Genomic DNA, 24,340 nt, shown 5'->3' with positions numbered 1-24,340 from the left:
AATGCGCGCCTTAGTTTCCACCATTGTATTCCTGACCGTGTGCACAGTCAACGCTCAGTCATCAAAATCATTTTTTGAGGCAATTGAATCCTATGAAAAAGATTCAGGTATAAAGTTTTCATTCGACCCGGATTTACTAAATCTGGTTGATTCAAGCAAAGCATTTACTGCCAATAACTTAGTGCAATTCATACAGGAAGTCGAAAATGGATTTCCCTTAGGAATTGAACTGGTGGATGAGAAATATTATACGATTAGTGCACTCACCAAAACATATCGATTGGTTGCCAAAGACCTAATTGATGATATACTCATCACCGAAGATTTTGGCGTGCAAGTAATTGTAAATGACCAGCCGCTGGAAATGAAATTCAATGAAGACCATTGGGAATTTGACTATAAGCCCAACCCAAATCATCTCATAAGTGTATTTAGTCAAGGATATGAGAAGAAGACTCTTACAGTTAAAGAGCTTTTCAACAATCAAAACCTAGCTGTAGACTTAGACTTGCCTACCACACGGCTGAGTACAGTGGTGGTCGAGGACTATCTGACCAAAGGAATCAATTTGATACCATCCAGTCAGCGTATACAGGTAAAAGTAAGTGACCTTCCCTTACTTCCAGGGGAAACGGATGGAGATATTTTTGCCTCTATTTCTGCACTTCCTGGAATTACAAATCCTGATGGAAGGGCTGGCAATTTGCTGATTCGAGGCAGCGAAACAGACCAAACGCTCATACTATACGACAATATTCCCATCTATCATCGTGGGCACTACTATGGCACTATTTCTCCCTACAATCCCAAGGTTATCGATGATGTCGAGGTATACCGTAGCGGATTTCACCCACGGTACGGTGACCGTGTAGGAGGAGCAATTCTGATCAATTCAGGGGATGCTGCAGAAAGTTCAAGTTATGGCGTAGGAGCGAATACGCTCTTTGGTGTTGGTTTTGGAAAACTTCGGTTCAATGAAAAGTGGAGTGGAACATTTGGCGTGCGGAATTCTTACTCACGAAAATTCGAGTCTCCCAAGCTTCGGGAAATCTCAGAGTCCGTTTTTGCGGCAACAGCTCTGGAGGGACCCAATGGAAAGCTAACAGACAAGGTAGAAGTGCTTTTCAGGGATTACAGTGGCACATTGAGGTTTAATCCAAATGAATCAAATAGCATAGGGCTTTCCTTTCTGTACACCTTGTCAGATATCATGTATATGCCACCAATACCAGTCAATGTAGCTAGGAGGGCCATAGAAAATAGTTACGATAATGTGGGAGCGAACCTGTCCTGGCATACCAATCTTGGCCAGAAGTGGACATCCGATCTCAGTGGTACATACTCAGCCTACAATTATCAATTTAATATAGCAATTCTTGCCCCTGGCGTCATGCCTATTTTCTCCAGAAATAGCATCGATGATTTGAATGTCATCGAAGAGTTTTCAAGAAAGGGACGTCTCTCAGAAATGCAATTTGGAGTGGACTACAAATGGCAAAAGGTGGATTTGGACTATCAAAATTTCGATAGAGATTCGAGTGAGTATGCGGTAAAAGAGTCGAATGATTCGCATACAATATCGTCATTTGCAAACTACGAATACTATGGGTTAGACAGATGGTATTTTGAACTTGGATTTAGAGGTACCTATTTCAGTGCGCTTAATGATTTCAGTATTTCACCCAGAGTATTAGTTAATTACGATATAAGCAATAGCGTGACGTTGAAAGGTTCAATTGGAAGGTACAATCAATTCCTAAGTCAGGTAAAGAACCTTGAATTTTCAAGTGGAGGGTTTGATAATGAACTCTGGACCTTGGCAAATGAAAAGTCAGGCTTTGTCATACGAGGTACTCAGGCCATGATTGGCGGAGTAATCAATATCTCGGATTGGATTTTTGATGTGGAATACTTCCATAAAACAGCCAATGATATGACCATCTATGAAGACAGAAGTTTAAATCCAAGAAGTGATTACTTCACCATGGATCAAGAAGTTTATGGAGTTGACCTGCTACTAAAGAAGCAAGTTGCCGAAGATGCCTCCATCTGGTTTGGTTATTCGTATCATGATTCGAAAATTAGTTTAGACACCACAGATCAGGTTACCTATAAATCTAAATTTGTTCAGCCTCATGTCTTGTTCATAGGAGGAGCTTTGAAAAAAAACAGGTGGAAACTCTCCGCTGCTTGGAGATATGCTTCCGGACTCAATGCCCAATCGTTAGATATTGCATATGCAGAAGTATTGTTTGACAGAGGAGCTCCACCTCCACCAGGTGGCCCACCTCCTCCAAATACCCCACCATTATCGAATCCATTCGAAGACCTTCCGGAGAGATACCCAAGCGTTCACTCATTGGATCTTTCGCTATCGTACAAGATCCCTGTTACAGAACAGCGAAAATGGAGTGCAACTTTCGGACTTTCACTTCTGAATACCCTGAATCAGGAAAATCTCACGGATCGCGTATTCAGAGGGCAAAATGGATTTATAGATAGGGAAGCCGTCGGATTTGCTCCAAATTTGATGGTTTTGGTAGAGTGGTGATCAAAAAAATAGTCGAGCCTACTTGGAAAACAAGACAAAGCCTAGCGCTAATTCTCCAATGACCCCAACTTCCCCAGTTTCTTGAAATTCACCTCTAGAGTACCCGATTCCCAGGCTTAAGCCAAGATGAATTCCACTTGCATAGTTGCGTTCCATCCCCCATACAGGACCTACTGAAAAAACGTTTGTGTTGTCGTCCCATGCTTTTTGCTCAAAAAAATCATCAGTGCTCCCAAAAGGTTTAAAGTTGTGCGAGTAATAAACCCCGACATAATTGCCTGAGTTATTTCGCAAATTATTCTTTTTAACTTTTTTTCTATTGTAATAATTTCTGACTGAACCCGATATGAATGGCTGAAAAAAAACGTAGGTCTGAGTTGTAGAACTCACTCCAGATGTTTGTTTGTTTATCGTTACGGATGATAGAATTCCTGCACTGACCACAAAAGATTTATTCTCCGAAAGTTTCTTTTGATACGATAGACCCAAAGGCAAAATACTCGCGTTCAGTTGGTGATCTGAAAGTACGACCTCTTGAGCGAATGCTCCCAAGCTTGATATCAGAATAAAAGCGATGAATATTTTTCTCATTGTGTTTGAGTTGGGTGAAAATCATTTTTGTTTGTGCTATGCAATTATTTGACCAAAAATTGACGGTTGCTAAAGAACACCTAGACTTTAACAATCACGTGAACAACCTGGTGTATATGCAGTGGGCACTTGATATCTCAAGGGCACACTGGCTGGCACGGATCAATGAGGAAATTGACAAGGAATATTTTTGGATGGTACGGTCGCATCATGTAGAATACAGAAAACAAGCTTTTCTGGGAGATGTACTTACAATCAAAACATATGTGCAAGGGTATCGCGGGCCTTTTTCAGATCGGATTGTAAAGATCTATCAACAGGATCAGCTACTGGTTGAGGTGAAATCGAATTGGTGTCTCATCGAGAGAGAAACTCAGAAACTGAAACGTGTTCCCGAAGAAATTCAAACTCTTTTTAAATAAACAATAAGTTTATATTTGCCGACTCTGGGGCTATAGCTCAGTTGGCTAGAGCGCTACACTGGCAGTGTAGAGGTCGCCGGTTCGAGACCGGCTAGCTCCACTTTTTTAGTTTTCTTCAAGATTCAGTTCTGCCCCTACGATTTTATAATTTCTTCTAGTACTGTCCTTGGGATAGAAAAATTGAACATGACCACCTTCTATCTTAAGTTTTTGAAAAAATGTTTTTTCGCTGAATGACCCTGTTCGATAATCAACTCCGGAGCGCTCTACGCTTTCCTTGAAGTATTTATAGTGGAGTTTTTCGTCTATGACATTTAGGAGAAATGTCCCTTTGTTTAAAGACTTCCCCTTTTCATAGTTGCTTGACCAGGCATTGTGCTTTTCAAGATGTATTGAGAAGAAAAGTTTATCGGAGCTGTGAATTACAATCTTGTCAACAACTGAACTGCCAAAATCATAATCCAATTGATAGGTGTTTACCCATTTGCTCTTCTTGGCACCCACTAACACATGAGAAGACCAATACTCACCATTATTTAGGTACAAGAGTTCGAGGGTCAGAGAGTCATTGGATGCTGAAGCAATAGATTTTATTCGAGATGCATTTTTCTCGCGCGAAATTAGAGAAGCCTTTTTTTGCCTACCCTCACTTTGGCTATCAAGCATGATTTGCTTGGGATATGCTGTTGAAGGACTCTGTGCAGTAGAATAAAGAGCTAAAAGAATCAAAAGTAAAAGATGACCACTTCTCATATTTAATCCATTCATTTAATACTAGAAGAATCTTAAAGTCGAATTACTTAATAACCCGCCTGAAGTTTCGTACATTCTTTTTATAGTAGTCACTGTACAAATTGGATTCGACTACACCTCGGGAGGATGAAGCATGGATAAACAGGATTTTATCATCACTCACATGAGTAATCATGCCGCTGTGAAACCATTTTGATCCCTTTTTCTTGAACTTGAAGTACACCAGATCACCAGGTCGTATACCTTCCCATCCACGTTTTTTTCCAGTTTTTGATTGCTCCTTAGCGGTGCGGGGCAGTCGTACACCAATCGTTTTGTAAGCATTGTGGATCAATCCAGAACAGTCGATTCCGGCTTTCGTGTTTCCACCCCACTTGTATGGAGTTCCAATGTATGATCGACCACTTTTAATAACATTCTCGATGTTTTGCTTGCGCTTTTTTTTCTTTTTCTGGGCCGGAGCTGAAATAAAAATACCCACCAGCAACAATGCCGCAAGCAGATATCTCATATGTTTTAACTGATGCTTTCTCACTTACCTAACCACGAATTGAACATCCATAAGGTTTTTATTTGCACATGTATAAGGGCCATTCGTATGCTTAATTATTTAGTTAATACGCAGAATAAATCAAGATTTCGATCATTTTGATCCATTAGACTGAAATTGTCAATCGCAATAGATTTTACTAACTCATCTTTCGCTTCTTTGAGTTTATTTCTATTCATTCGATTAAGAATATCGTATGGGATCCGCAGCAAGCGGGCAGGTAGCTTATATTGCAAATCAAGAAAGTCAAATCGCATAATTTTCTGAACAGAAGCTCTATTTCTTTCATGATATTCTAGCACTTTGTCATCACCCGCCACCCCTTTCATTTCTACCTGATCAAAGTATTTTTTGCATAAAGCCGTAAGCCCCTCAGCGGTATACTCGCGTTCGTGCCAAGGATTGCGAGACAGTGTCATTTTAATATTTGGAGTAGTAATCAAGGCTGTTCCTCCGGGCTTGAGCACTCGATGTATTTCTCTGACAAATTGCTCATCCTGCTTTACGTGCTCAATTACCTGAAACGTGACTATCGAGTCGAAAGAATTGTCTTCGAAAGGAAATGGTGGGAATACCCCGCTCATAAATTGATGTTCAGGATACTTCTTTTCAAGATTTTGGATGACAGCCCTGATCTTATCAATGCCAAGGTAAGAATCAACCAAAGGAGCCAGCAGCTCAACACCTCGCCCTTCTCCGCACCCGAGTTCAAGTAAATTGCCCTTTAGAAAAGGCTTTGCCAGATGATAGGCAGAAAACAATCTTTGATGAATTACATTGTCAGAAGGGATTTTATCAGAAGCAATCTCTGTTGTGTATACGCTCATTAGTATTGCAGTATGTCGTATGATTTTTGTTTATAAAGCACAAAGAAAATCAATTATATAGCTAATTTGGATATCTATGAGAATACGTGATCTTTTATTGGGTGTATTTGTGATTTCAATTGGGTATTCTGCCAATGCAATCAATTTTTCTAGAGTAAATGTTGCTTGGCAATACGATCTGAGTTTTCAGGTAAAAATGGCACATCGTGTTGTACGGAGTGATAATGGAAATGTTGTTTTTCTCCGTGTAGCATCAGATTCCCTAAGCACATGGGAATTTGAATTTCTAGTTCAAGATCGATACGAATCTGAGACAGATCGAAATGAAAAGATGTTGAAAATAGATACTTTGAACAGCACCTTGGATCAAGTGCTATTAAAATTAACAGTTCCACAGATTGATGAAAACTTGTTGATTGTTAAGTTTTCTCAGCCCGAAAGCTTCTATTATTATGATATTCCGTTGAAAATTGGCTCTCTTTCATTTCCAACCATTTATCCCGTTGATGACGCAGGTCTTCCAATCCTTGAAAAATACATCAATAGATCTGGGTTCTCCTGGGTAGGGAATGATTCCTTTTTAGCTATGCAGTATCCCGAAGCATTTCTGCCTGCGGACCCTCCGATGGCCGATATGAAACCCATGGCGCCACAGGTTGATTTAGATAGTTCCTTTTTATTCACCAAAAATCCTGACTTTCAGGAAAATAAATTCTATACCGTGCTCAAAGATTCTTTGACTTCAGTAGGAGTAACCATGCTAAGGATGCCTCCTTATTTCCCCAAATACCGTCAGCTGGGTGAGCTGATCGAGTCAATGCTTTATTTGACCAGTGAGCAGGAAAAAAAATCTATGCTCAAGTCTAATAATCCAAAACAATCCTTTGATTCATTTTGGATGAATACTTACACGACTCAGTCCAGAGCAAAAAAAGGTATCCGTAGATATTACAGTTTGATAGAGCAATCGAATATTCTTTTCACGGATTTTAAAGCAGGATGGAAAACGGATAGAGGTATGATGTATATAGCTTTTGGCCTTCCCGATGAAGTATACAGAACTACAAGTACTGAAGAATGGTACTATGATGAGGGCTCTTTCTTTGAGTTTGCCATAATCTCTACTTTTTTTGCACCTAAAACGTATACACTGCGCCGAAGCATAGACTTTGAAGCGGAGTGGTACGCCCAAATAGCGATGTTTCGTCGCGGATAAATGAATAAAAAATCTAACATAATTTACGGCATTCGCACCGTCATAGAAGCTGTCAAATCCGGACAGCACCTCGAGCGAGTCTTCATACAGAAGAGCCTCAAAGGAGACCTATACAAAGAATTGATGCTGACGTTGCATCAAACAGCTACGCCTATATCAAAAGTGCCATCTGAGCGAATCAATAAGTTTACGATGAAGAATCATCAAGGAGTAGTGGCACTTATTTCTCCGATTCAATATCACAGCTTGGAGCATCTGATTCCACAGCTTTACGAGCAGGGTAAAAACCCATTGATTTTGATTTTGGATGAAATCACTGACGTACGGAATTTTGGAGCCATAGCTCGAACTGCGGAGTGCCTTGGAGTCCATGGACTGGTAATCCCTTCTCGAGGAGGAGCTCAGGTAAACGAAGATGCAGTGAAGACCTCTGCAGGAGCCTTTAATTATTTACCCGTTTGCCGAGAAAAAAGCCTGCTGGATTCGGCAAGATTTTTACAAGAATCAGGGTTCAATATTGTGGCTTGTTCCGAGAAGACCAAGAAGGCGATGGATCAAATGGACTTTGCTTCACCTACAGCAATAATCATGGGGTCAGAAGAATTTGGTATTTCTGATGACCTTATGAATTTGTCAAATGAAATAGCCAAAATACCCATGACAGGATCCATAGAATCGCTGAATGTGGGAGTCGCGGCTGGAATGGCTCTTTATGAAGTGCAAAGACAGAGAAAAGCCTAGACGTACTTTTCTCCTTTTTCTGATTTCACATCTGTAATGAAGTCTCTAAATAAGGAGGAGTCTTCTTTTTTACACACCAATAGAACGTCATCAAAATCGGCGATAAGAAATCCTTCGCAACCTTGGACGACAGTAATTTTGTCTTTTTTCCCTTTGATGTAATTGTTTCGAGAGTCGTAGGTCATGGCAGATCCTTCGATAACGTTTTCATCTTCATCCTTACTCTTTATTTCATGCAGTGCATTCCAAGAGCCTAGATCGGACCACCCAAAATCTCCAGGTACTACAAAGACATTTTCTGCTTTTTCCATGATGGCATAGTCGATGGAAATATTCTTGCATTGGCTGTACGCTTTTTTGATAAATGCTTGTTCGCTTTCAGTATAATACTCATTGAGTCCAGAGGCGAAAATACTTGCAATCTCCTCTTCATGTTTCTCAAACGCTTTGATGATGGAATCAATGGACCATACAAATATTCCTGAGTTCCATAAAAAATCGCCGCTCTCAACAAACTTGGCCGCAAGGTCGGCTGCAGGTTTTTCAGTGAATGTCTTCACCTTTTTTATAACATCCGAGTTTTCGAGATATTGAATGTATCCATAGCCAGTTTCTGGACGATTTGGTCGGATGCCGATAGTTATAAGCTTCTCCTCAATCGAGGCGCTCGCTACCGAAGTGGATATGACTTCTTGAAAATCCTTTTCTTTAAATATGGCATGATCTGAGGGGCTAACTACCAGCACCGCATTAGGATCTTTTTTCATGATCTTATATGCAGCGTATGCTATGCAAGGGGCGGTGTTTCTTTTTTCTGTTTCAAGCAATACCTGATGCTCTTCCAATTCGGGAAGTTGATCTGCTATAAGGCCTTTGTACTTTTCATTCGAAACCACCCAGATTTTATCAGGGGTTGTAATTTCTGCAAACCGATCAAATGTCATTTGCAAAAGTGACCTTCCAGTGCCCAAGACATCTAAAAACTGCTTAGGTTTGGCATCCCTGCTGTACGGCCAAAAGCGTGTTCCACTTCCACCGGCCATAATCACAACATAAATATTTGTACTCATAAAAAATTGTAAGAGATTCGCGTTAAAATTAGCCATCGCAAATATAGCCCATCCCTATGCGTTAAGAGAACGCGCCACCATACAAGACAATTTGTTTGCGACCGTGGTTTTGATTAACTTTTTACTTTACATCAATCAGGAGAAATGGAGACAACTGCTGAAGTGAGTCTTAAAGAAAGCCTCAAACGTGTTTTTGGTTATGACAAATTCAGAGGTAAGCAAGAGAGTATAATTACCAATATTCTCGACAGGCATAATACGTTCGTTATTATGCCAACTGGAGCTGGTAAATCCCTTTGCTACCAATTACCAGCCATCGTTCAGGAAGGTACGGCCATCGTTATTTCGCCCCTCATCGCCCTGATGAAAAACCAAGTGGATCAAATGAATGCGGTTGGCGTTCATGCACGTTTTCTAAATTCCACGCTGACCAAATCTGAAAGCAATCGGGTGAAAAAAGACACAATCTCTGGTCTGGTTAAATTGCTATATGTAGCTCCAGAATCCCTGACCAAGGAGGAAAATGTCGAATTTCTGAAACAAGCGAAAATCTCATTCGTGGCAATAGATGAGGCGCACTGTATTTCAGAATGGGGACATGATTTCAGGCCTGAGTACCGAAGAATCAAAGATATTATTGCTAGGCTTGGTGATATCCCTATGATTGCACTTACGGCAACAGCCACACCAAAAGTTCAGCTCGATATCCAGAAAAACCTTTCCATGGATAAGGCGATGCTCTTCAAGTCTTCTTTCAACAGAACGAACTTGTATTATGAAGTCCGTCCAAAGCAGAACGCTAAAAAACAACTCATTAAGTTTATAAAAAGCCATAAAGGAGCCAGCGGCATCATTTACTGCCTCAGTAGGAAAAAAGTCCAGGAGATTGCGGACTTTTTAAAAGTGAATGATATCAATGCAGCTCCCTATCATGCAGGTATGGAATCTAAGGAGCGAATGAAGAATCAGGATGGCTTCTTAAATGAAGATATCGATGTAATCGTTGCCACGATAGCTTTTGGTATGGGAATCGACAAACCCGATGTGCGGTTTGTTATTCACTATGATGCTCCAAAATCTATTGAAGGATATTATCAAGAAACAGGTCGTGCAGGTAGAGATGGCATCAGTAGCGATTGCCTCATGTTCTATTCTTACAACGACATTCTGAAGCTCGAAAAATTCAATAAGGATAAAGCAGTCACCGAGCGCGAAAATGCTCGATTTCTCTTAGAAGAAATGGCTTCATATGCAGATTCAGCCATTTGCCGACGAAAGCAACTGCTTCACTATTTTGGAGAAGAATTTACAGAAGACAACTGTGGGCAGTGTGATAATTGTGTCCATCCGAAAGAAAAATTTGAAGGCCAGGAAATAATACAGCTAGTCATTGAAGCTGTGATGCAGACAAATGAAAGGTTTGAGATCAACCACATTGCTTCATTACTTGTGGGTAAGGCAACGCAACATGTGAAAAGCTATGATCACGATAAATTGAAAGCTTTTGGCAAAGGGAAAGGTATAAGCGAAGATGAGAATTTTTGGAGATCAGTGATCAGGCAAACACTTCTTCATGAGTTTATGAAGAAGGATATCGAGAACCCTGCCATTTTCAAAGTCTCAGAAAAGGGTAGAAAGTTTCTTGAATCTCCCTACTCGCATATGCTTACGAAAGACCATGAGCATACAGCAGATGGAGACAATGAGGATGACATGGATAAGGCTCCTGTAAATGTGAGCGCCTATGATAAAATCCTTTTTGGAATGCTTAAGAAGCTTCGGAAAGACATTGCTCATCAAGAAGATATTCCGCCATATGTGATTTTTAGTGATCCTTCGATGGAAGAGATGTGTACGGTCTATCCAACGACCATGGATGATCTCAAGCAGATTGTGGGTGTAGGAGAAAGCAAGGCTAAAAAATTTGGAGAGCCCTTTCTTCAAATGATAGAAGAATATATTGAAGAGCATGATATCATTACTGCTTCTGACGTGCTCATTAAAACTTCCGGGACCAAATCAAAAAATAAGATTTACATCATTCAGCACATAGATCAGAAGATGGATTTTGAAGAGATAGCTGAAGCCCGGGGAATGAAATATGAACAGGTGATAGAGGAGGTTGAAAACATATGTTACTCAGGAACAAAGCTCAATATTGATTACTACATCGATCAGCTTTTAGATGACGATAGGCAAGATGATATTTATGACTATTTCCTCAATGCTGAGACAGATGAATTGGCCGTAGCGATGGAAGAATTGGCTGAATATTATTCTGAAGATGAGGTGCGCCTGATGAGAGTGAAATTTATGTCTGAATACGCCCACTGATTAACACACCTGAACGCTTTGAAAAAACAACGAATACCAAGAACTTAGCTGCCAGATTTACAAAACCACAATCAATGAACATTTTAATCCTCGGTTCCGGTGGAAGGGAACACGCACTAGCCTGGAAGGTAAAGCAAAGCCCTAAATGCGGTAAAATTTTTATCGCGCCTGGAAATGGAGGGACACACAAAGTAGGGACGAATCTTGACCTTGATCCCAAAAATTTTGATAAGGTAGAAGCAGCGCTAAAAGAACATGAAATAGAAATGCTCATTATTGGGCCTGAAGATCCGTTGGTAAATGGAATTGTAGATCATCTGAAAAAAATCAAAGAGTTTAAGAAGCTGATGATCATTGGCCCCAATGCGAAAGGTGCCAGGCTTGAGGGGAGTAAAGAGTATGCGAAGGAATTCATGAAGAAATATGGTATTCCAACTGCCGATGCGAGAACTGTTACAAGCGACAACTTAGAGGAGACCATTAAATACATGGAGCGATTAGACCCTCCGTATGTATTAAAAGCAGATGGGTTAGCAGGAGGAAAAGGAGTAATTATTACGGAGGAACTGGAAGAGGCTAGAAAATCCTTGCGAAACCTTATAGAAGACAGAAAATTTGGAGCTGCCAGTGAGAAAGTGCTGTTAGAGCAATTCCTCAAAGGGATCGAGGTTTCTTTCTTTGTAATTACCGATGGCAAAGACTACAGAATTTTACCTGAAGCGAAAGATTATAAACGCATTGGAGAGCGAGATACCGGGCTGAATACGGGAGGAATGGGGGCTGTCTCTCCAGTAGTATTTGCAGATCGTGCTTTTAAAGAAAAAGTTAATAAGACCATTATTAAACCGACAATTGACGGGCTCAAGAAGGAGAAAATAGATTATTGTGGGTTTGTCTTTTTTGGACTTATCAATGTAGGTGGAGATCCGTTTGTAATTGAATACAATGTGCGGATGGGGGACCCGGAAACGGAAGTTGTATTGCCAAGAATCAAATCAGACTTTCTTGAATTGCTGATTGCAGCTGGGAATAAGACATTAATTGATACAGAAATAGAATACGAAAGATTTACAGCATCCACAGTGATGTATGTGAGTAGAGGATATCCTGAATTTTATGAAAAAGGCCATGAAATTACGATCGGAAATGTAAATTCTGTGCTGCCATTTCATGCGGGCACTAAAATGCAAGATGGGAAGCTCATCACCAACGGTGGTCGAGTGATCGCATTGACAGGCTTGGGAAAAAATCTAGGAGAAGCGTTAAGTAAGTCGTACGCAGGAGGTCAGGAGGTTAATTGGGAAGGCAAAAGGTATAGAGAGGATATTGGATTTGACCTCAAAGAACTAGGGCAATAGGTTTCATCAATGCAATGTTCGATTTCCTGAGGATATCTATTAGATTACGGAACTATTATGGGATGTGCAAGTTGCGGTACAGGAGGATCGGCCGGATGTCAAAACAACGGTCATTGTAGCACTGGAGGTTGCAATAAGCTCAACGTGTTCGATTGGTTATCAAACATGGATGTACCCTCCATTCATCGTTTTGATGTAGCAGAGGTTCGCTTCAAGAACGGTAGAAAAGAATTCTTTCGCAACTCCAAAAAATTAGATATTGTGACCGGCGATCCTGTGGTCGTAGATGTCCCAAATGGCCACCACATTGGATATATCTCCTTGCAGGGAGAATTGGTAAGGTTACAAATGACCAAGAAAGGCATCGAGGACGATGATGATGTTCGGGAAATTTATCGCAAAGCCACTTCCAGAGATATAGATCGGTGGGATGAGGCACGCAATCGGGAAGAATCCGTCATGTATCGTACAAAAGAGATCATTCAACAGACCAAGCTCGAAATGAAGCTCACGGATGTTGAATTTCAAGCGGATGGAACCAAGGCCACCTTTTTCTATTCAGCCGATGGTCGAGTAGATTTTCGCGAGCTCATAAAAACACTAGCCGGCGAATTTAGAATTCGTGTTGAAATGCGACAGATAAGTGTTCGACAGGAAGCAGGTCGTATTGGCGGTCTTGGAGTATGTGGACGCGAGCTTTGCTGTTCTACCTGGCTCACAGACTTCAAAAATGTCACAACATCAGCGGCACGATACCAAAACCTGTCGCTCAACCCAGGAAAACTTTCAGGACAGTGTGGCAGACTCAAGTGCTGTTTGAACTATGAACTTGATACATACATGGATGCTTTGAAGGATATCCCTGAAGTGGAGGCGCCTTTGAGTACTCAGCGAGGGAATGCTAAACTTCAAAAAACAGATATCTTTCGAAAGATTATGTGGTTTGGATATGAAGACGATAACAATTGGCATGCAGTAAGTGCGGATCGGGTGAAGGAGATTCAGGAGATGAATGAGAAGGGTAAGAAGCCATCTACACTGGTTGACAATGAGGTGGAGGAAGATCAGGTAGATACATTGTCTATCAATAGTGATCTGGAAGCGATGGATAGAAAATTTAGCGGAAAAGGTGGTAAGAAGAAAAAGAAGCGAAACAAATACCGGGGTAAGAAACCGAATCATAAAAAGTCTGAAAATTCCTGATATGAGATATGTAGTCATTATAGCACTTTTTGCAGTACTTACATCATGCGATTCAAATCGAGTGTATGAAGATTACAATGATATGGAAGAGGCCTTTTGGCACTTAGACTCAGTGCAGAGATTTGACTTTCAAATTGGTGATACGACACAGTCGTACAACTTACTAGGGACCTTCAGGAATGCATCATCATATCCTTTCTACAACTTATACTTCCAATACACGCTCGAAGATTCATCTGGAAATGTTTTGCGTCAGGAATTAAAACAAGTAGATCTTTTTGATCCGAAAACCGGTGAGCCTTATGGCAGTGGGCTGGGGGATCTTTTTGATCATTCTTTCATTTTAGAGGAAGGATATAAGTTTGGAGACACAGGTATGCACTCACTTTCGTTTCAGCAGTACATGAGAAGAGACACACTTCCATTCATTCTGGCTGTAGGCGCAAGAATCGAATTCGTTCAATGACCTGAGGTCAGCTTATATTTTAAGTATTTGCATACAAAAATCTCCGCATCTTTTCCTTGGCTGCTTCGGGATCAATCCAAAATTCGCGGCTATGAAACCTGATATGAGGCCAGTTTTTCATCAATAGGTGAAAATGTTGAAACGCGTAAATCTGTTTAGGGGAAAGTGCTTGGTGATACCTTTCGTCATCCGTCAGAATAAGCCCTGTGTATGTTTTTCCTTTCTTCACGGATAAGTCAGCAAATGGAAGCTCTTTTGCCAATTCAAACTCATCAAATTCGTGGAAAGATTTTTCTCGAATCCTATTTCTTAGGAACCAATCCACATGATGCTCCTCATACTCAGGAATGTGCGGCTTCCACTTCCCGGCACTAACTTCCCAGGCATATTCCAAGTATTTTTTCAAAAGCTTAGGGCCTTCATTCTTTGTATCTTCAGTTTTGAGATGCTGGGGCAAAATACTACTCACAATCAGGATCTTATCCTTGGCCCGAGTCACGGCCACATTCAACCTGTTCTCCCCTCCCTTGGCGTTCAGGCTACCAAATTGAAGCTTTAATTTCCCCTTTTTATCTGCTGCATAACCGATGCTAAAAATGATAATGTCCCGCTCATCACCCTGCACATTCTCTATGTTTTTCACAAACAAGGAGTCTGGTATCAATAGGTTCTTTTTGACCGCCTCTTCTTCCAATAGGTCAAGTATTAACCCTTGCTGCTTGTAGTTAAACGTTACGATTCCAAGCTCTTTTTCAGGATGTTTTTTGAGAAGCTCAAAGGTTTGATCCACGACCTCTTTTGCTTCAATTTCATTCAATCCATCCTCCCATATGCCTTTCGTTTGGATAAAGCTTATTGCAGGCTCATGATTGTTGACATAGCTGTAATCAGGGAGGAGTCTCAACTTACTTTTGTAGAAATGTTCATTGGAGAAATCAATCAACTCAAGTGACTTACTTCTATAATGTCCTGCTAGACTTACTTCAGGCAGGTAGTGCTTCGTTAAATCCAAAAGGGAATCGATTGCAAGCTCTGGTGTGTCGTCATCTTCATCATCCCATCTAACTCTATACAGATCACTAGGCTGTAGCTGCATACTATCTCCGGTCACAACCACCTGTCTACCTCTATACATGGCAGGTATTCCTCGCTCAGCAAAACACTGGGAAGCCTCATCAAAGATGACTAAATCGAAGTTTTCCCGCATAGGGAAAATGGCTGAGGCACTTTCAGGAGAACACATCCAACATGGGAGTAATGTGAATAGCTCATCTGTAAACTCCGAAATCACTTTTCTGATAGGCCATATGCGTCTCTTTTTTGTGACTTGATGCTGCAAATCTCTATAGGTCACCCGATTTTTTAAGCGATTGTATTCTATATTTTCGTATGTCTTTTCCCTAGACTTTAGTAGTAGAATTTCCTTACTTGCCTCTCGTTTAGCTTCTATCTGCTCACGTAATTCGGTAGTGAGGGCGTCTAGTTTTCCGGAGGCAACATTTCTCAGGTCTGGGAATTTCGATTCAATATGATCTATCCAGGCAAGCGTAAGACTATTCAAGAATAATTCGAGTCTTTCGTCGATTGTTCCACCGCTGTTGGTGTTCACCTCGTCAAGCACTTTTTTATCCTCCGAAGAAAGGCTGGATTTGAGTTTATGATATTCGCAAATAGCATCAAAATCCTTTTTGAGAAGCTTCTCCAATTTAGCCGGATCTTCTTTCTTTAGAATAATGGCACGTATCTGGTGTATGTTTATATACCTGCTCCAAAAAGCAAGCTGCTGAGGGACTTCTTGAACCAATGCAATGAGTTGATTCAGTTTCTCATGATAATTTTTGTGCTCAAGCCTGCCTACATTGAGGTACTCGGTTAGCGCACGAATAGTCTGTGCCACGGCAAACATATTCAGCCCCATTTTTTGCCAGTAAAACCAATCTTGAAGGTCGATTTTCCGAAAACTTGATGGAAAATTATGGAGCCAGGAATTGTCCTGGATCAAAGAAAGCGAATGCTCAAAGTTGAGACGATTGTCAATGCGTTCCACCAAGACATTGAAGCCTCTTTTGTTGCTTTTCAGGTCATTGGCTACCATGACACGCTTGAGAAATGTTTTATCCTTGGAAAGGAGCACCCACTTGAACCAGCTAAAGGGGTTTTTTCGAGCTCTCATTGCCGACCTAAGCACCTCTTGAAAGCGGCCAAGATTTTCTGCTTTTATGGTGCTTTCGAGCCCAACACCTCTGAAGCAAGCCATCATTGTGCGCTCGGTCTGAGAAAGCCAGTTCAAATCTTTTGTAGGCTTATCAGCATGCAACTGTTGGTAGACCTTAAATACGACGGCTTCTTTCAAGCCTTCATTAAGCTCAAGAAGCTCTGGAAGCTTGTTCGAGAGGTACTCGCATGTTTCAAAGTCAACCGGTATGGAGCAAAAACCTTTAGAAGTAGAGAGTAGCATTTCGTTGAATGCCGGAACCTCAAAAAGCACATTCTTTAATTGGACTAAATCAGCCGTTTTAAAACTGGCGAATGAAGGCCCTTTTGCCCAGAAATGAGTACGCTTTTCAAATTTGTCAAAATAAGTCAGATAGGTTTTGAATTTGCGAAGGGTCTCTGAAAGAGTACTAAAATGGAATGATCGGTATTCCAAATTCATGCTGAAGCTAGGCAGGTCAGGACTGCTTGTTAAATAAAGCTCCTTTACAGATTTCCCACACTCAGACTCATCAAATAAGGCTTCTCGAAACTCCTGGAGCTCTTCCACAATTTGGTCAATTCGTCGGCTTGCTTGCAGAAACCCTCGCTCCAATTGGATAGCATCAAGGCTATTGTTTTTCTTTTGATATACCTCTACAGCATCTATTTGCTCATCTATTTGCTCATAAATAGGTTTTCTATCGTTCTTGAAATCATGCACGAGTGCCACAAAGTCGTGCATCTCCATTTCTTTCAATCGCTCATAAACAACATCAAGAGCTGCCTTTTTCTGGCACACCAGCAGCACATTCTTTCCCCGTGCAATGAAATCGCAAATGAGATTACTGATGAGCTGTGATTTACCGGTACCTGGTGGACCTTGTACCACCAGCGAGTTTCCTTTCTTTATTTCTTTAAGCGCATGTTCCTGATAGGCATCAATGGGAAATGGTGTAAAGGTGTTTTCTTCATTTACCCGATCAAAAAGGGCGAGCTGATTTTCATTTTCCTGCTTTACTTTCTTGACAAAAAATTCTTCCAAATCTGTATCGACCTGATCTTCCAGAAGTTTGACATAATCAGGGACCAGATATGAGCCAGATTGAGGAAATATTCCAAGTACAGCATGTGGAAACATCTTGAGCGAACCGGTTCGCTCAGAGGATTCAAGCTGTGTTCTTTTAAGATCTGCAAAGTTTTTTAGCTCATCTGCGAAATTCTCCTGATTGAAGTTAATCTCAACCCCACTGTTTTTGAGTAGTTCATATAGCTGTGTCCTGAATACCGTAGAATCGCGCTCATAATCATCGATCACGGTTTCTATGAGTTCCTCGTCCAGAGGTATTTCGTTATAGTAGGAATATGCAAGCAAGAAACTTTTGTTGAGTGTAATGTTTACATCATCCCTTCTGGATAAAAACCATTCATTCCCCTCTTTTTCAATTGCTACCGGAAAGAAAAGAAGTGGACACCTAACCAAAGTGTCATCAGTGAACTTCCCTTTAATGAAAGGCCAACCGATATATAAGTCTTTAGCACCTCTTTCATCGAAAATAAACTTCTCTATTCGTTTGATTTTTTTAAGACGCTTGCTAAGCTCATTTGCAGATTTACTTCTACTATCCACCTCACTACATAGTGATATCCTTTTCTTCTGCTCTATCAGGTTTTTTACTATTTCAAAACTTGCCTCGTTCTCTGCATAGTCAAAATCATGCACATCGATGAACTGGTCTTTCAATAGACGGAGAAGTAATAGAGATCTATTATTGCCTGAAAGATTACTAAGACGCCTTAAATATGACTTGAGAATTTTTTGCATAGCCTCATTCCAAATATGGCTTTATTCTTAGGAAAGTATGTTCATCAATGGCCTTTATTTTCTTCAAGTCCTCCGCAGATTGAATGTCACCATGTTCTCTTCGGAAGTTGATGATGATATGGGCTAAGTCATAGGATATGTATGGGTGACGAGCAAGCAGCTTAATGGAATCTGAATTGATGTTAATTGGAATCACAGGTGAAGCTATTTTGAAGTGCTTTAGCAGTTCATCAATGGTTTCGGGAGATAAGCCATAGACCTCAGTTAATTGAGCAGAATCTGCAAATCCGCCGAGTAAACTCCGATACTTCGTAATTCGCGCCGAGAATGAAGGTCCAATTCCATGAACAGTTTGCAAATCACTAGTCGTAGCGGAATTTAAATCCCCAATGATTATTTCCTTCTTTTTTTCAACAGGCGATGCAACGGAGGCCTGTTTGAATTTTGTTCTTTTTTCTTTTTGAAATTCACTTTTTGGTAAGCTCGCCCTCGTATCTAATTCTTCTTTTTTCTTTAGATCATATGAAGCCTGAACCTTCTGGATCCACTCCAGAGCGGAGCTGTCAGCAGCAACTTTGGGTTGATTTTTTAAATATGAAACCCGGAAGTGCGTACTTACCATTACAATAAATATGATGAAAATCAGTACCAATGTCCCTCGCGATTCAGTCTTGCTAAAGCCTAGAGCGCGTGAAATAGCATTAGTAAAGTGTCTTAACATTATTTAAAATGATTCTAAATAAGAAATAGCTGATTTTTATCACAACCAATATACGCAAGTCGCTGTTATTTTTGCTTCCTATTTGATTGAGATGGAAGGATTTAAGGCTTTAGGACTGTCATACAAGAACGCCCCGATAGAGGTTCGGGAAAAGGTAGCTTTTACCGAGGAGGAAGCAGTTCAGTTTCTGTCCATGCTGAAAGATACACTTTCCGTTGAGGAGGCTCTCTTGATTTCTACATGCAACAGAACAGAAATTTACTTTACCTCTCAAGATAAGGTTGAATCAAAAATCATCAGTTTGATCGCGGCCTATAAGAATCTAGCGTCCGGTGATCTGTCCAATCACTTTAATCTATATGAGCGCGCAGACGCCTTAGAGCATTTGTTCAATGTTTCGCTTGGGCTTGAATCTCAGGTGCTGGGTGATATTCAAATTAGTAATCAGGTCAAACGCGCATACCAACAAAGCGCAGATTTGAATTTAGCTGGCCCGCATTTACATCGCTTGATGCATACCATCTTTTATGCAAACAAGCGCGTGGTACAGGAAACCAGACTTCAAGATGGTACCGCATCTGTAGCATCCGTTGCAGTTGATTTGATCAAGGGCTTTATTGGAAATATTGAAAACCCCAGAATAGCTTTAATTGGACTGGGCGAGATAGGACAAAATGTATTGGAAAATCTCAACAGTGAGGAAGCTTCAATAACCTTAGTAAACAGGACGAAATCCAAAGCTGAAAAACTTGCTGGAGAGCACAATACGACTGTTTGTGATTTTTCAGATTTAAAAAAAGTGGCGAATGATAACGATGTAGTCATTGCTGCAGCAGCCACGTCATCGCCAATTCTCTCCGCAGCTGATTTTGATGCAGAGGTTGTGCATAAATTATTGATAGACTTATCTGTTCCTAGGAGTATGGATTCAGGTTTGGAAAATGTACCAGGGATTTCCCTGTATAATGTGGATCAGCTGACAGAGCGCACTGCGAAGGCGAGAAAGCTACGTGAGCAATCAATCCCGGATGCCACCAAAATCATAGCTGATGAATTAGCTGGATTTTCAAATTGGCAAAGCGAAATGGGCGTTTCACCGACCATCCAACGTTTAAAGAGTGCGCTGGATCAAATACGAAGAGAGGAGCTCGCAAGGCATAAGAAACTATCAGATAGCGAAATGGAGCTACTTGAAGTAGTAACCAAAAGCATGATTCAAAAGGTGATAAAATTGCCAGTGCTTCAATTGAAAGCCGCATGTAAGCGTGGAGAAGCAGAAACGCTTGTCGGTGTACTCAATGACTTATTTAACCTTGAGTCTACAGAAGTAGAAAAGAAATAGCTCGCCTTATATTTGTCGCAGGACAATGCGGTATTACACATTCATTTTATTTTTCATTGGCTCTTTTGCGACATTGGCAGAAGAGTTTACGGTCTTTGAAAAAGATGGCTATTTCGGCATCAAGGATGAGATCGGCAATGTCACTGTACCTGCAGTTTATGAAAAACTGGGCTGGTCAGATGGGTCTAGCGAAGTAAAGAACGGTGTAATAGGATTTCGCAGGGATAAGCTTTGGGGTTTAATCACCGCCAGGAACAAAGCACTGACTGGTCAGAAATTCTACACAATGGAGCCTCTGTCCAATAATTATTTCAAAGCGTCTATCAAAGGCAGGTTCAGCAATCACCTATTCCATGGCGTGCTAGATGCCAAAGGAAAAACAATCGTTAGCTTCAATTACTTCTCGATTCAGCCCATTGGTGCCAATTGGTTGGTAAGCGCTTTTGATGGACGTAAACAATTGTTTGGCATTGTTTCTTTTGATAACACATTAATTATTGACACAAAATATGCTTCCATAGAAGAGCAAAACAATCTTTTCATTGCCAGGCAACACGGTCAAAAGTTGGATACCTATCGCACAAGCGGACAACCCATTCAATTAAATCTGGATTCAATCATTTATCAAGAAGGTTGGGTAGCATTTCAAGACGGATATGCTGGATATTTATCAACCACTGGAGCACTCATTCACGACTTTGAGTTTAAAACTTTCTTATCTGAGGGAGAACAAATCACCCCTGTTCGATTCCCTGAATGGACTGTTTACAAGCAAGACACCGTGTTTTTGAAGTGGCAGTGTGATTCTCTGACAATGACTGCACAAGGGACACTTATGGCCTATTTAAACGGTGCTCACCATTTGTTGCTAAAGAACAGTACGCTTTTAAACAATCATCAGTTGGTGCTTAAGGAAGCTTCGCAAAATCAAATGATTGTTCAAAATTCAAAGACCCGAAAATGGATCATACTTAAGGAAGATGGCTCCAATGTAACATCAACATATGACTCCATATTCTCTCTGGGAAGTCATTATGCATGCCTTGATGAGAAAGGCTGGCACCTCTTAAATCGAGAGGGAATGACAATAAACAGACTCCCATTGCAGTCACTAAAACTTGGATTGACAGGACAATTTGTGGCGAAGAAGAATAATCACTGGGGAATCATAGACACAGATCAAGACAATGCGACAACCTATAAATATGATAGCATTGTGCCAGCCCGCAATGAATACTTGGTTTCGTATTTAAATCGATGGGGGGTGCTTAACGACAAGGAAGAATGGGTTGTGCGATCAGAATTTAATGAAGTGATTGCTGTAAATGATTTGATCATAGGCCGTAGAGGGAAAGGGTACACCGTACACCACAATGGTGAAGCCTTATACAAGACCATAGCAAAACCTATTTCTAAAATCGATTCTCACGTTTTGGTCCAGAACGATTCGTCAAAATATGGCCTAATCGATTCATTCGGAAATATGATTGTGTCGCCTGAGTACGACAGCATAAGATCATTTGAAGGTTATTATGAGTTACGGAAAGATGATGTTATCTCCTTAATGACTTCCAGCGGCAAGTTAATAGTAAGAGCGGAAGAGGCTTATCAGGAAATTGGTGGTTTTGGAGAAGGTTATTTTGCTGTGAAAAAAGAAAGCAGATGGGGATTTGTCGATGATTTTGGGCGATTAAGGATCAGCAACCGATACGATCATGTCCGCCCATTTAGTGAGGGGCGAGCCGCAATTAAATTGAGAGGAAAGTGGGGCTTCATAGATAAGCACGAATCACTTATGATACAACCTTACTATCAAGAAGTGATGCCTTTTAAGAATGGACGAACAATCGTGGAAGCGGATGGAAAGTTTGGATTAGTTGATAAAGCAGGCAAGGAAGTTTTGGAACTTATTTGGAAATCCATTCACCGATTGAGAACGGATAATTATATTGTGCAGGATATGGATGGTCGTAAAGGCTTGGTAGATGAAGTTGGCAGTTTCATTTTCAGACCCGCTTTTGATCATTTAGAAGATTTTGGAAATCGTGTTTTGGTTTCCAAAAACGGGGCTTGGGGAGTATTGAGTTACTCAGGCAATCCGATTTTTAAGATTAACCATGATGAGATAAAGGTGATGGGTGAATTTACCATGGTAAAAAACTGACCTCCTTTACTTTATAAATAAACCGGGGTAACCAGCTAAATAGCCCCTCAAGTATGGATTTAAACCAACTTCTGGAATCGGTAAACCAGAATATAAGTGAGGCTATCTTTAGAAGCGATAAAGATGGGCTCATTTATGTAAATAAGGCTTTTGTGAAGATGTTTGGATTTTCCTCCGACGAGGAGGTGAAGAACCGAAACATTTCCAAAATGTATAAGGATCCAAGAGATCGATCCAGACTAATCAACAAGCTTAACGCCAGTCATTCCTATGAAAATGAAGAAGTCATCTTTTTTAGAAAGGATGGTTCTGAGTTTACTGGTTTGGTGTCCACCATCATGCATGAAGATAAGGATGGAAATGTTTTTTGGGATGGCGCAATAAGAGATGTAACCAAAGAACGCGAGTTCCTGGATCGGATACGGCATAGAGAGCAATTATTAGAAAGTATAAACAAGAACATCAACGAAGCAATATATCGCAGTGAAAGTGAGAATGGAATCGTCTATGTAAATGACGAATTTATTAAGATGTTTGGGTATGATTCAATAAAGGATATCATGGAAATGAATCCTTCAGACTTATATAAAATCCCTGAAAATAGAAGCGAAATTGGGAGCGAGATTATTGAGAAGGGATCCATTGAAAATAAGGAAGTAGAATTTAGGAGAAGAGACGGGAGTACATTTTGGGGTTATCTTAATTCCATTAAGGTAGATGGTGTAGATGGGAAAGTATATTTTGATGGTGCCGTAAGAAATATAACGAAGGAAAAAGAAGCGGAGAAAGCCTTGATGAAGTATGCAGAGATGCAAAGAATGCTCATCGGATTGTCTACAAAATACATTGATCTCCCACTAGAAGAAGTCGAGAATACAATCAATGATTCTTTAAGAGAATTAGGAGAATTCGTAGGCGCAGATAGAGCATATGTTTTCGATCTTGATCATGAAAAAGGAGTATGTAGCAATACCTATGAATGGTGTGCATCCGGAGTGAGCCCGGAGATTGAGAATAATCAAAACCTTCCTTTAGAGATGGTGCCAGAATTGAAAAACACAACCTTGGTTGGAAAACCATTGATAATACCGGATACTGGTGATGTTAAGGAGGCAGAGTATAAGAATCTTCTTGAGTTGCAAAAAATCAAAAGCCTAATTACCATGCCTATGATCCATCGCAAAGAATGCGTGGGCTTTGTAGGTTTCGATTGGGTCAGACAGCGTCACGTGGCATCTGAAAAAGAGGTGATACTTCTGGAGCTATTCTCCGAGATGCTGGTCAACATCCGAATTAGATCGCAGAACGAACTTGAGTTGCACAAGCTATTTAGCAAAACCATAGAGCAAAATCAGCGGTTAAAAGATTTCTCATACATCACCTCTCACAATTTTAGATCCTCCGTAGCAAATCTGGTTGGATTGCTCTCAATCATTGAAGACGATCCTGGAAATAAGGAATATTTTGAGATGCTCAAGGCGACGGCACTAAAGCTGAATTTAGCCATCGATGCAATCAACGATCTCCTAAACTTTGAAAAGGATATTTCAATGTTGGAGAAAGAAGAAGTCAATTTAAGGGAGGTAATAAACGATATTATGTTACTCAACCGAAAGTCGGCCACTGAGAAGCAAATAGAGCTAGAAGTAGACATTCCAGATGATTTAACCTTGAGAATTTTGCCAGCCTATTTACAAAGCATTCTTCATAATTTGATAACTAACGCAATGAAGTATGGAGTAACTAAGGACAGACGAAAAATAAAAATTTGTGCAAAAAAACAATCAAAAGAAGTACTTTTAACGGTGGCAGACCAAGGTAGGGGGATAGATCTGAAAAGATTTGGAGGAAAGATGTTTCAACTTGGGTCACGGTTTCATGCTGATGAAGAGAGTGGTCACGGCATGGGACTTTATATGACCAAACAACAAGTGGAAGCAATAAATGGTCGCATTGAAGTAAAAAGCGAAATAGATAAAGGGACCGAGTTTACGGTCTATTTTAATGCATGAT

18 protein-coding genes and 1 tRNA gene are annotated in these 24,340 nt (G+C 40.6%); 12 read left to right on the top strand and 7 right to left on the bottom strand.

Features of this window, described 5'->3' with window-relative positions:
* Position 1 precedes the first annotated feature (1 nt).
* Positions 2–2,551 (top strand): TonB-dependent receptor plug domain-containing protein, encoded by a 2,550-nt coding sequence (locus ABJF57_RS13885; protein ID WP_462230077.1) that lies wholly within the window; start codon positions 2–4, stop codon positions 2,549–2,551.
* Between the two features lie 18 nt (positions 2,552–2,569).
* Here the strand turns inward: ABJF57_RS13885 and ABJF57_RS13880 are convergent, their stop codons facing one another.
* Entirely contained in the window at positions 2,570–3,142 is a 573-nt protein-coding gene (locus ABJF57_RS13880) for a hypothetical protein (protein ID WP_462230075.1), read from the bottom strand.
* Positions 3,143–3,180: 38 nt separating this feature from the next.
* Here ABJF57_RS13880 and ABJF57_RS13875 point away from each other — a divergent pair, with 38 nt between their 5' ends.
* Complete coding sequence (locus ABJF57_RS13875) at positions 3,181–3,564, top strand: acyl-CoA thioesterase (protein WP_462230073.1); 384 nt, start codon at positions 3,181–3,183, stop codon at positions 3,562–3,564.
* A gap of 26 nt (positions 3,565–3,590) precedes the next feature.
* A tRNA-Ala gene (locus ABJF57_RS13870) sits at positions 3,591–3,664 on the top strand.
* A 5-nt stretch (positions 3,665–3,669) separates the two neighbouring features.
* Here ABJF57_RS13870 and ABJF57_RS13865 read toward each other — a convergent pair.
* The 3 genes from ABJF57_RS13865 to ABJF57_RS13855 all read right to left on the bottom strand — a co-directional run bounded on the left by ABJF57_RS13865 (position 3,670) and on the right by ABJF57_RS13855 (position 5,694).
* A complete protein-coding gene (locus tag ABJF57_RS13865; RefSeq protein ID WP_462230071.1) occupies positions 3,670–4,332 on the bottom strand; it encodes a hypothetical protein in 663 nt (220 codons plus the stop codon).
* 28 nt (positions 4,333–4,360) lie between these two features.
* Positions 4,361–4,828: a C40 family peptidase gene (locus tag ABJF57_RS13860; protein ID WP_462230069.1), complete on the bottom strand. Its 468-nt coding sequence runs from the start codon at positions 4,826–4,828 to the stop codon at positions 4,361–4,363.
* 95 nt (positions 4,829–4,923) lie between these two features.
* A complete protein-coding gene (locus ABJF57_RS13855; protein ID WP_462230067.1) occupies positions 4,924–5,694 on the bottom strand; it encodes a class I SAM-dependent methyltransferase in 771 nt (256 codons plus the stop codon).
* Positions 5,695–5,770: 76 nt separating this feature from the next.
* On the opposite strand from ABJF57_RS13855, the gene ABJF57_RS13850 reads away from it, so the two are divergent.
* Both ABJF57_RS13850 and rlmB read left to right on the top strand, forming a co-directional pair.
* Positions 5,771–6,910, top strand: coding sequence for a GWxTD domain-containing protein (locus tag ABJF57_RS13850; protein ID WP_462230065.1), 1,140 nt, complete (start codon positions 5,771–5,773; stop codon positions 6,908–6,910).
* Entirely contained in the window at positions 6,911–7,651 is a 741-nt protein-coding gene (rlmB, locus tag ABJF57_RS13845; protein WP_462230063.1) for a 23S rRNA (guanosine(2251)-2'-O)-methyltransferase RlmB, read from the top strand.
* Here the strand turns inward: rlmB and ABJF57_RS13840 are convergent.
* A complete protein-coding gene (locus ABJF57_RS13840; RefSeq protein ID WP_462230061.1) occupies positions 7,648–8,721 on the bottom strand; it encodes a mannose-1-phosphate guanylyltransferase in 1,074 nt (357 codons plus the stop codon). The genes rlmB and ABJF57_RS13840 overlap by 4 nt on opposite strands.
* Before the next feature lie 144 nt (positions 8,722–8,865).
* Here ABJF57_RS13840 and recQ point away from each other — a divergent pair, with 144 nt between their 5' ends.
* The 4 genes from recQ to ABJF57_RS13820 all read left to right on the top strand — a co-directional run bounded on the left by recQ (position 8,866) and on the right by ABJF57_RS13820 (position 14,082).
* The gene (gene recQ, locus ABJF57_RS13835; RefSeq protein ID WP_462230059.1) at positions 8,866–11,055 is read left to right on the top strand and encodes a DNA helicase RecQ; all 2,190 of its coding nucleotides are present in this window, start codon (positions 8,866–8,868) and stop codon (positions 11,053–11,055) included.
* A gap of 74 nt (positions 11,056–11,129) precedes the next feature.
* A complete protein-coding gene (gene purD, locus ABJF57_RS13830) occupies positions 11,130–12,413 on the top strand; it encodes a phosphoribosylamine--glycine ligase (protein ID WP_462230057.1) in 1,284 nt (427 codons plus the stop codon).
* 57 nt (positions 12,414–12,470) lie between these two features.
* Positions 12,471–13,616, top strand: a complete 1,146-nt coding sequence (locus tag ABJF57_RS13825) for a PSP1 domain-containing protein (protein ID WP_462230055.1) — start codon at positions 12,471–12,473, stop codon at positions 13,614–13,616.
* A 1-nt stretch (position 13,617) separates the two neighbouring features.
* Positions 13,618–14,082 (top strand): gliding motility lipoprotein GldH, encoded by a 465-nt coding sequence (locus ABJF57_RS13820; protein WP_462230053.1) that lies wholly within the window; start codon positions 13,618–13,620, stop codon positions 14,080–14,082.
* Between the two features lie 19 nt (positions 14,083–14,101).
* On the opposite strand, the gene ABJF57_RS13815 is transcribed toward ABJF57_RS13820, so the two are convergent.
* On the bottom strand, positions 14,102–18,019 hold the full coding sequence (locus tag ABJF57_RS13815; protein WP_462235943.1) for an AAA domain-containing protein: 3,918 nt from the start codon (positions 18,017–18,019) through the stop codon (positions 14,102–14,104).
* 85 nt (positions 18,020–18,104) lie between these two features.
* Positions 18,105–18,821 carry a ComEA family DNA-binding protein gene (locus ABJF57_RS13810; protein WP_462230049.1) on the bottom strand — a complete coding sequence of 239 codons (717 nt, stop codon included), beginning with the start codon at positions 18,819–18,821 and terminating at the stop codon, positions 18,105–18,107.
* Between the two features lie 91 nt (positions 18,822–18,912).
* On the opposite strand from ABJF57_RS13810, the gene hemA reads away from it, so the two are divergent.
* From hemA to ABJF57_RS13795, 3 genes are read left to right on the top strand one after another with little or no spacing between them, the layout of a single operon-like run.
* Complete coding sequence (gene hemA / locus ABJF57_RS13805) at positions 18,913–20,163, top strand: glutamyl-tRNA reductase (protein ID WP_462230047.1); 1,251 nt, start codon at positions 18,913–18,915, stop codon at positions 20,161–20,163.
* Positions 20,164–20,188: 25 nt separating this feature from the next.
* Positions 20,189–22,327: a WG repeat-containing protein gene (locus ABJF57_RS13800; RefSeq protein WP_462230045.1), complete on the top strand. Its 2,139-nt coding sequence runs from the start codon at positions 20,189–20,191 to the stop codon at positions 22,325–22,327.
* Between the two features lie 53 nt (positions 22,328–22,380).
* Positions 22,381–24,339, top strand: a complete 1,959-nt coding sequence (locus tag ABJF57_RS13795; protein ID WP_462230043.1) for a PAS domain S-box protein — start codon at positions 22,381–22,383, stop codon at positions 24,337–24,339.
* The last annotated feature ends 1 nt before the right edge of the window (position 24,340 follow it).

Origin of the sequence: Ekhidna sp., from assembly GCF_039940915.1 — a bacterium.
Lineage (GTDB): Bacteria > Bacteroidota > Bacteroidia > Cytophagales > Cyclobacteriaceae > Ekhidna.
Note: the sequence above shows the minus strand (reverse complement) of the source record. Positions and strands in the feature narration are given on the sequence as shown.